The sequence below is a fragment of the Micromonospora sp. NPDC048835 genome (assembly GCF_040649995.1).
Taxonomy (GTDB): Bacteria; Actinomycetota; Actinomycetes; order Mycobacteriales; family Micromonosporaceae; genus Micromonospora.
The window spans coordinates 57,451-70,552 of the sequence record NZ_JBEZGM010000027.1 but is presented as its reverse complement, the minus strand read 5'-3'; the positions used below and the strand labels follow the sequence as shown (position 1 = coordinate 70,552).

At 71.8% G+C, this 13,102-nt stretch carries 10 protein-coding genes; 7 read left to right on the top strand and 3 right to left on the bottom strand.

Translation table 11 applies throughout. The features are described from left to right. Window positions 1-15: 15 nt before the first annotated feature. From AB0C15_RS26350 to AB0C15_RS26340, 3 genes are all read left to right on the top strand, one after another. A complete protein-coding gene (locus AB0C15_RS26350; protein ID WP_357356230.1) occupies window positions 16-1,653 on the top strand; it encodes an ABC-F family ATP-binding cassette domain-containing protein in 1,638 nt (545 codons plus the stop codon). A gap of 38 nt (window positions 1,654-1,691) precedes the next feature. Beyond that, the gene (locus AB0C15_RS26345; protein ID WP_357356228.1) at window positions 1,692-2,000 is read left to right on the top strand and encodes a hypothetical protein; all 309 of its coding nucleotides are present in this window, start codon (window positions 1,692-1,694) and stop codon (window positions 1,998-2,000) included. Between the two features lie 216 nt (window positions 2,001-2,216). Next, window positions 2,217-2,942 (top strand): methyltransferase domain-containing protein, encoded by a 726-nt coding sequence (locus AB0C15_RS26340; protein ID WP_357356226.1) that lies wholly within the window; start codon window positions 2,217-2,219, stop codon window positions 2,940-2,942. 69 nt (window positions 2,943-3,011) lie between these two features. Here the strand turns inward: AB0C15_RS26340 and AB0C15_RS26335 are convergent, their stop codons facing one another. Further along, complete coding sequence (locus AB0C15_RS26335; protein ID WP_357356224.1) at window positions 3,012-4,508, bottom strand: amino acid permease; 1,497 nt, start codon at window positions 4,506-4,508, stop codon at window positions 3,012-3,014. A gap of 201 nt (window positions 4,509-4,709) precedes the next feature. Here AB0C15_RS26335 and AB0C15_RS26330 point away from each other — a divergent pair, with 201 nt between their 5' ends. Both AB0C15_RS26330 and AB0C15_RS26325 read left to right on the top strand, forming a co-directional pair. Continuing rightward, a complete protein-coding gene (locus tag AB0C15_RS26330) occupies window positions 4,710-6,365 on the top strand; it encodes a family 10 glycosylhydrolase (RefSeq protein ID WP_357356222.1) in 1,656 nt (551 codons plus the stop codon). A 179-nt stretch (window positions 6,366-6,544) separates the two neighbouring features. Further along, window positions 6,545-7,075 (top strand): phospholipase, encoded by a 531-nt coding sequence (locus AB0C15_RS26325; protein WP_357356220.1) that lies wholly within the window; start codon window positions 6,545-6,547, stop codon window positions 7,073-7,075. Window positions 7,076-7,263: 188 nt separating this feature from the next. Here AB0C15_RS26325 and AB0C15_RS26320 read toward each other — a convergent pair whose 3' ends face one another. Continuing rightward, on the bottom strand, window positions 7,264-10,158 hold the full coding sequence (locus AB0C15_RS26320; RefSeq protein ID WP_357356218.1) for an adenylate/guanylate cyclase domain-containing protein: 2,895 nt from the start codon (window positions 10,156-10,158) through the stop codon (window positions 7,264-7,266). 152 nt (window positions 10,159-10,310) lie between these two features. Further along, window positions 10,311-10,526 (bottom strand): zinc ribbon domain-containing protein, encoded by a 216-nt coding sequence (locus tag AB0C15_RS26315; protein ID WP_357356216.1) that lies wholly within the window; start codon window positions 10,524-10,526, stop codon window positions 10,311-10,313. Window positions 10,527-10,580: 54 nt separating this feature from the next. Here AB0C15_RS26315 and AB0C15_RS26310 point away from each other — a divergent pair, with 54 nt between their 5' ends. Together AB0C15_RS26310 and AB0C15_RS26305 are read left to right on the top strand one after the other, a co-directional pair. After that, window positions 10,581-11,993, top strand: a complete 1,413-nt coding sequence (locus AB0C15_RS26310; protein ID WP_357356279.1) for a lytic murein transglycosylase — start codon at window positions 10,581-10,583, stop codon at window positions 11,991-11,993. 72 nt (window positions 11,994-12,065) lie between these two features. Next, on the top strand, window positions 12,066-13,082 hold the full coding sequence (locus AB0C15_RS26305; protein ID WP_357356277.1) for a GNAT family N-acetyltransferase: 1,017 nt from the start codon (window positions 12,066-12,068) through the stop codon (window positions 13,080-13,082). Window positions 13,083-13,102: the final 20 nt, after the last annotated feature.

The window sequence follows — 13,102 nt, the reverse complement described above, 5'->3', positions numbered from 1 at the left end:
TAGGCTGCCGTCCTGATGAGCGCCACGATGATCGTCAAGGACCTGGCCGCCGGACACGGCGACCGCTCACTCTTCGCCGGGTTGGACCTGGTTGTCGCCCCCGGCGACGTGGTCGGGCTGGTCGGGCCGAACGGGGCCGGCAAGTCGACGCTGCTGCGTACCCTCGCCGGGTTGTTGCCGGTCGAGGCCGGCAGCGTGCGACTCAGCCCGCCCACCGCGAGCGTCGGGCACCTGCCGCAGGAGCCGGAACGGCGACCGGGCGAGACGGTACGCGACTTCCTGGCCCGGCGGACCGGGGTGACCGCCGCGCAGGCGGCGTTGGACGCGGCGACCGAGGCGCTGACCGCCGGGGCGGCGGGCGCGGACGACGCGTACGGCGACGCGCTGGAGCGCTGGCTCGCCCTCGGCGGCGCGGACCTTGACGAGCGCGCCGAGCAGGTGAGCGCCGACCTGGGGCTCGCGGTCGACCTGGACCATCCGACGACCGGGCTCTCCGGCGGGCAGGCGGCCCGGGCGGGGCTGGCGTCACTGCTGCTCAGCCGGTACGACATCTTCCTGCTCGACGAGCCGACGAACGACCTGGACCTGGCCGGGCTGGAACGGCTTGAGGAGTTCGTCACCGGGCTGCGGGCGGGCACGGTGCTGGTCAGCCATGACCGGGAGTTCCTCACCCGCACGGTGACCCGGGTGCTGGAGCTGGACCTGCCGCAGCAGCAGGTCAACCACTACGGCGGCGGCTACGCGGCCTACCTGGAGGAGCGCGAGGTGGCGCGCCGGCACGCCCGCGCGGACTTCGAGGAGTACGCCGACACCAAGGCTGGGCTGGAGGCGCGGGCCCGCACCCAGCGGGGCTGGATGGACAAGGGCGTGAAGAACGCCCGCCGCAAGGCCACCGACAACGACAAGATCGGCCGGAAGTTCCGGAGCGAGGCGAGCGAGAAGCAGGCGGGCAAGGTCAAGCAGACCGAGCGGCTGATCGAGCGGCTGGACGTGGTCGAGGAGCCCCGCAAGGAATGGGAGCTGCGGATGGAGATCGCCGCCGCGCCCCGCGCCGGCGCCGTCGTGGCCACGCTGCGTGGAGCCGTGGTACGCCGGGGCGACTTCACCTTCGGCCCGGTCGACCTCCAGGTCGACTGGGCGGACCGGGTCGCGGTGACCGGGGCGAACGGCTCGGGCAAGTCGACACTGCTGGCCGCACTGCTGGGACGGCTACCGCTGGACGAGGGCAGCGCCTCCCTCGGGCCCGGCGTGGTGGTCGGCGAGGTGGACCAGGCCAGAGGGCTGTTCCTCGGCGACGTACCGCTGATCGACGCGTTCCAGGCGGCCGTACCCCACCTGTCGCCGGCGGACGCGCGGACCCTGCTTGCCAAGTTCGGCCTGCGGGCGGCGCACGTGCCCCGACCCGCGGCCACCCTCTCCCCCGGTGAGCGGACCCGGGCGGCGCTGGCCCTGCTCCAGGGCCGCGGGGTGAACCTGCTGGTGCTCGACGAGCCCACCAACCACCTGGACCTGCCCGCCATCGAGCAGCTCGAATCGGCGCTTGCCAACTACCCCGGAACGCTGCTGCTGGTCACCCACGACCGGCGGATGCTCGCCGCCATCGAGACCAACCGACGGCTGCGGGTCGACGCCGGGCGGATCGCCGAGGATTGATCCGTGCCCACGGGCCGGCGCGGGGTGAGAATGACGCCATGCTCAAGTGGGAGTACGCCCTGCTGGTCCGCCGTCGTCAGCCGGTCACCGACGACCTGGGCTGGGAGATCGTCTTCGTCTGGTACGGCCCGGACGGCTCGATGGTCGACGTGACGCCCTACGGCGACACGTCCCTGGCCCACCTCAACCGGGCCGGCGACCAGGGCTGGGAGCTGGTCGCGATGAGCGAGGACCCGTCCCTGGCCGGCAACAACGAGTTGCACCGCTACCACCTCAAACGGCCGAAGCCCGCCGAACCGCCGCCCCGCCAGCGGATGCGCGGAGGCCGCCGCACCCTCTCCGGCTGATCCGCCCGCTCGGCCACGTCGGCGTGGAGCCGATGTCCCTGTTGAGCCTGATACCGGTGGGTCATCATGATGCCTGTGTGGCATCGCGCTGCCCGCGGCACTGCCCCGCATCGTGCGACACGCTCAGCGGTTGGCCGCGCCCGGGCCGGCAACGAGGTGGACTAGCGGGGCATAACGGGCGCGATTGCGGGTATCGCGCGGCGGGAGGTGGCCCGAATGGTCGCTTTGGCACAGACTCCGCCCTCGGCCGACCGGCTGCGGGCGATCGACGAATTTCTCGCCCAGGCATGGGCGGACCAGGTCCAGCACGATGACCGGTTACGGGACCTGGCGGTCGAGGTGCGGTTCGACCGGGGGGTAGCCCATCTGAGCGGCGATGTGGCCGAGCCCGCCCAGCTCAGGCTGGTGCGGAGCCTGGTGGGGCAGTTGGCCGGCGTCTACGGCGTCTGGTGCCGGGTCGGCATCGGCGGGCGGGCACCGGTGGTGGTGGACCTCGGCTGCGGGCCGACCAAGCAGTGGTCGAGCAACCTGGGGCTGGACATCTACCCGGCACCCGGCGTGGACGCCGTCGCGGACCTGTCCGGCTCACTGCCACTCGCCGACAACTCGGTGGACGTTCTCTTCGCGGTGCACATCCTGGAGCACCTGATCGACTTCCTGCCACTTGTCGACGAGTGTCATCGGGTGCTGCGCCCCGGCGGCGTCCTGCACGTGATAAGTCCCTGGTGGGGGCATGTGAACGCGGTGGCCGACCCGACCCACGTCCGGCTGATGGACGTGCAGACGTTCAAGGGGATCTGTCAGCTCCGGCCACCCGGCACGCCGCGCTGGTACCCGCTGCACGCCGGTTGTGACGGTGCCTCGATCTTCGCCGACCTGACCCCTCTCCCGCCGGACGCCGACCCGGCACCCCAGTCGCACCTGGCCCGCTTCTTCGACTAGCCGGGTTCGCGGAGGTGCGGGGGTGGGTGCGGAAGGGCCCCGGCGGCGGGGCCCTTCCGCACCCTCGGGTCAGGCGGTCGGTTCGCGGGGGGCCGGGGCGACGGCGGGCTCGTGCTGGGCGAGCCGGTTGCGGCGGTAGCCGTACCCGAAGTAGATCAACGCGCCGAGCAGCATCCAGGCCAGGAACCGCAGCCAGGTCTCCACGGACAGGTTGAGCATCAGGTAGAAGCAGGCCAGGGCCGAGACGATCGGCAGCACAGGTGAGAACGGCACCCGGAACGGCCGCTCCAGGTCCGGGCGCTTGCGGCGCAGGATCGGCACCGCCACCGACACGAGGACGAACGCGCAGAGCGCGCCGATGCTGACCAGATCGGCAAGCGCGGAGAGCGGCAGGAAGCCGGCCAGCAGTGCGACCGCGACAGTCATGATGGCCGAGATCCGGTACGGGGTGCCCCAGCGCGGGTGGACCTTGGCGATGGCGGGCGGGATCAGCCCGTCCCGGGCGATGGCGAAGCCGATCCGGCCCATTGCCACCAGGTCGACCAGGATGACGCTGGTCAGGCCGGCGACCGCGGCGATGGAGACCAGCACGGCCGCCCAGCCCGCGCCGACCGACTCGAAGGCCGACGCGATCGGGGCACCCCGGTCGATCTCGCTGTAGGGCACCATCCCAACCACCACGAGCGAGACGCCGATGTAGAGCACGGTGGAGATCAGCAGCGTGCCGAGCAGGCCCAGGGTGAGGTCCCGCTTGGGCTTGCGCGTCTCCTCGCCCAGGTTGGCCACGGCCTCGAAGCCGGTGTACGCGAAGAAGACCACGGCGGCGGCGCTGAGCACCCCGACGAAGCCGAAGACCGACGGCTCCAGCCCGAAGAGCGCCTGGGTGACCGGCTGCTTGATGCCGTCGTCGCCGCTCCCGGCGGGCTCGGCCGGCGGGATGAACGGGGTGAGGTTGGCGGCCCGGACGAAGAACAGCCCGGCGACCACCACGAAGACGCAGATGGCCACCTTGACCAGCACCAGCAGGTTGGTGATCCGGGCGGACTCCCGGATGCCGACGATCGCCACGACGCCGAGGATCAGCACGATGGCGATGGCACCCACGTTGACGGTGCTGCCCTCCTCGCCGAACCAGCGGGTCGGCAGGTCGAGCAGTTCGGCCAGGTAACCGGACCAGCCTCGGGCCACCACGGCGGCGCCCAGCGCGAACTCCAGCAGCAGGTCCCAGCCGATGATCCAGGCGACGATCTCGCCCATCGTGGCGTACGCGTAGGTGTAGGCGCTGCCGGCGGTCGGCACGCTGGAGGCCAGTTCGGCGTAGCAGAGGGCGGCGAGCAGGGCCACCACGCCGGCGATGGCGAAGGAGATGACCACGCCCGGGCCGGCGCTGTCCCGAGCCTCGATCCCGGTGAGCGTGAAGATCCCGGTGCCGATCACGATGCCGATGCCGAAGCCGGTGAGGTCGATCGCGCCCAACCGTCTCTTCAGCCCTAGTTGGCCGTCGCTGCCGTCGGCCTCGCCCTGGGCTATCACGTCCTTGATTGGTTTCGTACGCAGCACGGACACCCGGTCACCCCTTCCACCGTGCGACCACCTCGTGGCGGCCGGTGACCGGCGTTGCTACCCAGCGGAGCGATTGGTCAACCACGAACCCTTGCGGCGCTGGCCAGATTGTGAAAATTTCCTACCAGCGATGCGGACATCAACGGCGAATCTTGCCGCCTGCCGCGCGAAGCATCCGGGAGCCCCAACGAAGGGACACACCGCATGAAAGCCACTCGACTCGGAGTCGCCGGGCTGATCGCAGCCCTGCTCGGCACAGTCGTCACCGCCACCCCCGCAAGCGCCGCACCCAACACGGCCGACACCACCGTCGCCTGCGCCACCGACCCGGCCACCCCGAAGCGGCAGTTCCGGGCGATGTGGATCTCCTCGGTGGTCAACATCGACTGGCCCAGCAAGGCGTCCCAGACCAACCCGGACCGGATCGCGGCCCAGCAGTCCGAGTACCGCGAGCTGCTCGACCTGGCCGGGCGACTGCACCACAACGCCGTCGTGGTGCAGGTCCGGCCCACCGCCGACGCGCTCTGGCCCTCGCCGTACGAGCCCTGGTCGGAGTACCTGACCGGGGTACGCGGCCAGGACCCGGGCTGGGATCCGCTGGCCTTCCTGGTCGACGAGTCGCACAAGCGCAACCTGGAGTTCCACGCCTGGTTCAACCCGTACCGCGTATCCATGCCGGCCCCCGGCGGCGCCGGCGCCGACCTCACCCAGCTCGCTGCCGGCCACCCGGCCCAGCAGCACCCCGACTGGACCTTCGCCTACCCGCCGGCCGGCGTCGCCGGCAGCCGGCTCTACTACAACCCGGGAATCCCCGAGGTACGCGAGTTCGTGCAGACCGCGATGATGGACGCGGTCAAGCGGTACGACATCGACGGCGTCCACTTCGACGACTACTTCTACCCCTACCCCAGCGGCACCTACCAGGTGCCGGACGACGCGGCCTTCGCGGCGCACAACCGGGGCTTCACCGACCGGGCCGACTGGCGGCGGGACAACATCAACCTGCTGATCCAGGAGATGAACGGCAAGATCAAGGCGGCGAAGCCCTGGGTGAAGTTCGGCGTCAGCCCGTTCGGCATCTGGCGCAACAAGTCCGCCGACCCACTCGGTTCGGACACCACCGGCAGCCAGTCGTACGACATCATCTCCGCCGACACCCGCACCTGGGTCAAGCAGGAGTGGATCGACTACGTGGTGCCGCAGCTCTACTGGTACATCGGCCAGTACCCGGCGGCCGACTACGCGCGTCTCGTGCCGTGGTGGGCCGAGACGGTGCGCGGCACCCGCGTGCAGCTCTACATCGGGCAGGCCGACTACAAGAGCGGCGACCCGGCGTACGGCCCGTACTGGCAGAACCCCCGTGAACTCTCCGACCACCTGACGCTCAACCGGTCGTACCCGCAGGTGCAGGGCAACGTGCACTTCTCCGCCGTGCAGGTACGGGCCAACCGGCTCGGCGCCACCGACATCTACGCGGGTGAGCACTACTCCCGCCCGGCCCTGGTGCCGACCATGCCCCACCTGCCGGCCCGGCCGCTGCTCTTCCCGGTGGTCAGCAAGGCGACCCGGCAGGCCGACGGCGTAGGACTCACCTGGCGGCAGCCCGCCGACGGCGCCGGCCCGCTCGGCACCGCCACCTCGTACGCGATCTACCGGTTCGACGGCACGACGCTGCCCGGCCGGTGCGCCACGGCCGACGCCGCGCACCTGGTCGACACCGTCCGGGCCGCACCCGGTGGCGCCCAGTCCTGGGTGGACACCTCGGCCGAGCCCGGTCGGCGCTACACCTACCAACTGACCGCGTTGGACCGCTCGGCGAATGAGAGCCCCGCGAGCCCGCCGGTATTCGTACTGCGCTGACCGCCTTCGTGAATGCCCCGGACGCCTTGTGCGTCCGGGGCATTCGTCTGTTTCAACGTATGTCACCAATAGTTGGCGGTACACATACCGCCTAGTTGATCAGCTGATCGACACTCATCGACATCCGGTAACCCGCCGGTAACTTATGCCCCACCCGCTCACCCCCGCGGAGGTAGACCGTGCCCCGACGTCTCACCACCCTGCTCATCTCGGGCGCGTCAGCGCTGCTCGCCACCCTCGCCATCGCCTCCCCCGCCGCCGCCGTCACCCCCGCCGAGCGGCTCTCCGTGCTCTCCAGTTGGACCCAGACCAGCGCGTCCAGCTACAACTCGTGGAACAGCGCCCGGGTCAACCGGGCCCCCTGGACCGAGTACAACTTCAACTGGTCCACCGACTACTGCTCGTCCAGCCCGGACAACCCGCTCGGCTTCACCTTCAACCTGGGCTGCTACCGGCACGACTTCGGCTACCGCAACTACAAGGCGGTCGGCCAGTTCTCCGCAAACAAGTCCCGCCTCGACAGCGCCTTCTACCAGGACCTGAAGCGCGTCTGCACCACGTACAACTCGGTCGTCCGGCCCGCCTGCTACAGCCTGGCCTGGACCTACTACCAGGCGGTCAGCATCTTCGGTTCGGTAGCGGCCGTCCAACAGGCCGACATCGACCGCGCCGCCCGAATGAAGGCCCAAGCCGAGTCCGCACCCCGCTAACCCCACCCCCGCACCCCACCCCACCCACCCCACCCCCACCCCCACCCCACCCACCCCCAAACCATGTTGATCAAGAGGTTTCGGTCATTTGAAGCGCGTTTTCTGACGCAAACCTCTTGATCAACATGGGCAGGTCCGGCAGGACCCGGGGGTGGGGGTGGGGTGGGGTGGGGTGGGGTGGGGGTGGGTTAGGCGCGTTCGGTTCGGGTGGCGGGGTGGCGGTCGGGGTCGGGGTGGCGGTCGGGGTCGGGGTGGCGGTCGGGGTCGGGGTCGGGGTCGGGGTCGACGGGGCGGCGGGGGGCTGGTTGGGACAGGCCGGTGCTGAAGCGGGTCGAGTCCGCTGCCAGGTCCGGGTGTTCCACGTCGAGTGCGAGCGCTGCGGCCTCGTCCAGCTGCAGCCCGGCACCCTCGCCGTACGCGTGGTCGAAGGCCGCGTCACCAAGCACCGCGCGCAGCTCCGACTGCTGTTCGGCCCAGTAACCGCCGTAGATGCCCGGGGTGGCCCGCATGCTCGCCCGGGTGGCCTGAGCGGCCCCGAACAGTCGGGCGGCGGTCAGCCGTTCCCCACCGATGGCGCAGCGCACCGCGACCGCGTTGAGGGTGTCGCAGGCCCGGCCGTGGTAACCGTGGCCCATCCGGGAGCGCAGCGCCACCAGCAGGTGCTCGTGGGCGGCGATCACGTCACCCCGGGCCAGCGCGACCATTCCGAGCAGCATGTCGACCGAACGCCGGCCCCGCTCCACGGGCCGGACGGCCTCCAGCGGACGCACCGCGCCCAGCAGCTCGGCCGCCTCTTCCAGGGCGCCGCGCCGCCAGAGCAACTCGGCGAGGCTGAACACGGCGAACAGCACCTCGCCGACCACGTCCTGCCCTTGCGCCCAGTCGATGACCTCGCGGCACACCCGTTCGGCCTCGTCGAACTGCCCCATGTCCACGAGCGGCGCGGCCCTGCCGGCGAGAACCCGGGCCAGCAACCCCGCGTCGCCGGCCTGCCGGGCCGCCGCCTCCGCCCGCTGGGAGTAGCGCAACTCCTCGGCGAACTCGCCGTCGGCGCTCGCATGAAGCGAGTGCATGTGGTACGCCGCCGCCAGCTCCGCCTCCGGGATCCGTTCACCCGTCTCCGCGATCCGACCGTACAGCCGGAACAGCCACAGCCGCCCCTCCCGGGCCAGGCCCCGTTCCAGCCACCACTGGTCCAGCCCGCCCGCCAGACCGAGACCGGCGCGGGCGCTGCCGCCGGTGGCGCACCATCGCAGCGCGGAGCGCAACTCCCCGGCCAGCGGGTCGAGCGCGTACAGCGACAGGGTCACCGGCCGGCCGTCCTGGCCCAGATGGGCCTGGTCCAACGCGTGCGCCGACCAGGCCACGTGTCGGTCCCGAGCGGCCTGCTCCTCACCCGCCTCGACCAGCCGCCGCGCCGCGTACGCCCGGATCGGGTCGAGCATCCGGTAGGTGCTGCCGGCGGCCCGCGGCTCAGCCAACACCATCGACTTGTCGACGAGGACCGAGAGCGGGTCCAGCGGATCGTCACCCAGCAGCCACTCCACTGTCGCCAGGTCCACCGGGCCGGCGAAGACCGCCAGCCACCGCAGCAGGCGCGCGGCCCGGGGCCCCAACGTCCGGTACGACCAGGTGACGGTGGCCTGCATGGTCAGGTGCCGCTCGGTGGCCGAGCGTTGCACCGCCCGGCTCGCCGGGGTCGGCGGCGACGCCCCGGCCGCCGCCGCGACCAGGTCCACGGTGTCCTGCTGGTTGCCGGACCAACCCCGCTCCACCGGCGGCGGCTCCGGGTCCTCCCGGCCGGCGTCCAGGGTGCCGAGGACATCGTCCAACCGCTCGGCGAGCTGGCCGACGGAGAGCACCCGCAGCCGGGCGGCGGCCAACTCGATGGCCAGCGGAAGGCCGTCCAGCCGCTGCACCACCCGGCGCAGATCGGCCGACTCGGCCGGGTCCGGCTGTCGACCGCCGCGCGCCGCCGCCGTGCGGTCGAGTAGCAGCGCCACGGCGTCGCTGTCCGCACCGTCCGCGCGCGGGTCGACCGAGAGCGGCGGAATCCGCCACACCACCTCACCGGGCAGGCTGAACGATTCACGACTCGTCGCCAGCACCCGAACGCCGCCGCCGCCGGACAGCAGACGCGCGATCACCTCCGCGCAGGCGGCCGGTTGGGCGTCGCAGGTGTCCAGCACGACGAGCATCCGGCGGCCGGCCGCGTACTCCACGAGGGTGTCGAGCATCGGCCGGCCGGGCTCGGGACGCAGGCCGAGCACGGCGGCGATGGCGAAGGCCACCAGCCCCGGGTCGGTCACCGAGGCGATGTCGACGAACCAGACCCCATCGGGGTACGCCTCGACAACCCCGCTTGCCAACTCCACCGCGAGCCGGGTCTTGCCCGCGCCGCCCGCACCCAGCACGGTGACCAGGCGGTGCTGCCGCACCAGGATGCCCAGCTCGATGCGCTCGGTCTGCCGCCCGACGAACGAGGTCACCTGGGTCGGCAGGTTGTGCGCCACCGCGTCGGCGGTGCGGGGCCGGGGAAACTGCCGTTCCAGACCGGGGGCGACCAGTTGGAACAGTCGTTCCCGGTCGTCGAAGCCGCGTAGGCGGTGCAGCCCCAGGTCGAGCAGGGCCGCACCCGGCGGCAACGGCTCGGCCCGACGTGCGGTGGACGCCGTGCAGAGCACCTGCCCGCCGTGCGCGGCGGCGGCCACCCGGGCGGCCCGGTGCACCTCGGGGCTGGCGTACTCGCCGTCGCGCGGCTCGGCATAGCCGGTGTGCAGACCCATCCGCACCCGGGGCGCGGCTTCGGAGGTGGGCCAGTCGTGGCTGGACAGTGCCCGCTGGGCGGTCAGGCAGGCGGTCATCGCCGCGGTCGCGTCCTCGAAGGCCAGGAAGAACGAGTCGCCCTCGGTCAGCAGCTCCGCGCCGCCCGTGCTGGCAAGTGTGTGGCGCAGCAGCCGCCGGTGCTCGGCGAGCACCGGGCGGTAGTCCGGGCCGAGTAGCTGGGCCAGCCGGGTCGAGCCCTCGATATCGGTGAACACGAAGGTCACCCAACCGCTCGGGAGCTGAATCCGTGGCGACATGCGAGGAACCTCCGCCCGTGACGTCGGGTTCATGCTGCCTGAGTCCGGACGATCACACATCGTGAGAACGGTCCAGCAAGTGCCGACTCAACGTGCCACTCGGACCCGCTCCCGGCAAGGCTGGCCCACCAGGTGGCGGCTGATTGGCCGGATCAGCAGCCGCAGGCACCGCCGCAGCAGCCACCGCCGGCGGGGGCCGGGGCGCCACCGCCGGCACCACCCCGGCCGGTCACCGCGACCGCGGACAGGAGCTTGACCGTGTCGGCGTGTCCCTGCGGGCAGCTGGCCGGGTCACCGGCTGCCGCCATCGAACGGTTGACCTCGAAGGTGTCGCCGCAGGCGCGGCAGCGGAACTCGTACCGGGGCATGCCCCCAGGGTACGTGGATCTGGCGGTTCGCGGAGGATGGGTGATACTCGACTGGTGGTGGACGGCGAGGACGACAAGCGTGTGCAACCGTTACGACCGGCCGCGCCGCTGGACGGGCCCCTCGAAGGCTCGGGGGCAGCGCCCGATCCGGTGCGCAAGGTGCCCCGCCCCCGTCGCCCCTGGCTGGGCGGGCGTTCGGCGGAAAAATCGACCACGCCACCGGCCACCGCGCCGGCAGCGCCACCCGCCGAGCCGACGGCAGCAGGCATCGCCGGGTCCGAACCAGACGCGAGCGCCACCGACCCGAAGGCTCCGGTCGAACCCGTCCCGGCCACCGGCCCAGCGGCCGCCGAGGCCGCACAGACCGAGGCGGTAAAGTCCGAGGCCGCACAGACCGAGGCGGTAAAGTCCGACGCCGCACAGACCGAGGCGGTAAAGACCGTGGTCGGTTCGTCCGACCCGGCGAAGACCACTGTGGATGAGATGCCGGTCGTGCCGGCGTCCGACCCGGCTCGTCGGCGCCGGGTGCAGTTCGCGCACGCGGTACGGCTGCCGCCGCGCCAGGTTGCGGCCTCTGCGGCCCGGGCGACCCGATCCTGGGCTCGCCGGCCGAGTGGTCGGCTGACCCTGCCCGGCGTCTTCCTGCTGGCGCTGGTGGCGGCGACCGCAGCCGCGGGAGCGCTGCTCGTGCCGGCGACGATCCGCGCACCGCGACCGGTCGCTGTCGACGCCTCGGCCGCGCCGACCGGGGTCGCACCGCCGCCGGGGTCGTCCGGCCTGCCCACCGGCCCGCTGCCCACGGGACCGCTGCCCACCGGCCCGCTGCCGACCCTTCCGCTGCCCACTGGTGGGCTGCCCGGCAACGGGCTGCCGACCGGGTCGGTGATCGGTGGCCGGCCGGCGGACGCACTGGCCGGCTGGGCGCAGCAGGTCGGCGCCAAGGTCGGTGTCCCCGCGGTCGCGATGCAGGCGTACGGCTACGCCGAGCTGGTGCTCGCCCAGACCAACCGTAGCTGCGCGCTGAGCTGGACCACGCTTGCCGCGATCGGTCAGGTCGAATCGGGGCACGGCGCGGCCAACGGGGCACGGTTGGGGCAGGACGGCAAGGCGCTACCGAAGATCATCGGGCTGCCGCTGGACGGCAAGGACGGTCGGATGCGGATCATCGACACCGACCGTGGGCTGCTCGACGGGGACTCGACCCTCGACCGGGCGATCGGGCCGATGCAGTTCATCCCGACCACCTGGCAGGAGATCGGCGCGGACGCCGACAACGACGGTGTCAAGGACCCGCACGACCTGGACGACGCCGCTCTGGCGGCGGGGAACTACCTCTGCAAGGGCGGCCGGAACCTGAGCATTCCGGGCGACTGGTGGAACGCGATCCTCTCCTACAACGACGTGCGACGCTACGCCCAGGAGGTCTACGACACCGCGAATCGGTACGGACGGGCCAGTCGGGCGTGAAGTGATCGTCTCGATACGTTGGAGAACTGGACACTTCCCCCGGGCCTCTGTTAGCGGCAAGCTAGACGGGTGATGGTGCGCGAGTGGGACCCCAGGACCGCGTCGTCCGCCGAGATCGCGTCGCTGTTGGCCACGCTGAACGCGGTTCTGGCGGCTGACCTGCCGCAGGACCCGCCCTGGCGGGAGACTTCCCTGCGGGAATACCTCGCCGAGGTGATGCCCGGCGAGCGGCGCATCTCCTGGCTCGCCCAGGCCGAGTCGGGCGATCCCGGCGAGCCGGGGGCGGTGCTCGGCCAGGTGCATGTGCTCCTGCTCGGCGACATCGGCGTGATCGAGGTGCTTGTGCACCCGTCGGTGCGCCGCACGGGCCTCGGCCGCGACCTGGTGTTGCGTGCCGCCCGCCGGGTCTACCAGGAGGGCTTCCGGTCGATCGGGGTCGAGGTCGTCGGCGACACGCCCGCCCTCGGGTTCTACGAGTCGCTCGGCTTCACCCGGGAGTACGTGGAGACGCGCAGCGTGCTCGACCTGACCTCGGTTGACTGGGCCGAGCTGACCGAGATGGCCACCGGCATCGGCGCGGGCTACCAGGTGGAGTTCTTCCCGGGCGGGCCGCCGGACGACCTGCTCGAGGCGTACGCCCGGGCGAAGGCCGAGGTGCGCGACGTCGACGACGGTGAGCTGCGGCCCAGCTCGTACGACCCGGAGCGGCTGCGCGACAGCCTCGACACGCTGCACCGGCGGGGGATGAAGCCGTACATCGTGCTCGCCCGGCACGAGCAGAGCGGTGAGGTGGCCGGCCTGACCGAGGTGGTGGTGCCGGCCCAGCACCCGACCCGGGCCGACCAGTACGACACGATCGTCGCGCAGGATCACCGGGGCTACGGCATCGATCGGGCGATCAAGGCCCGGATGCTGCTGGAGCTGCGCTCCGCCGAGCCGGAGCTGATCGAGGTGCAGACCTGGAACGCGCAGGCCAACGAGGCGATGCTGAAGGTCAACGCGGAGCTGGGCTACCGCCCCGACCGGGACTGGTGCGAATACAGCGTCGACGTCGCTGAGCTGGTGCACCGCCTCGATCAGCCACGCTGAGGAATTCACGAAACTGTCCA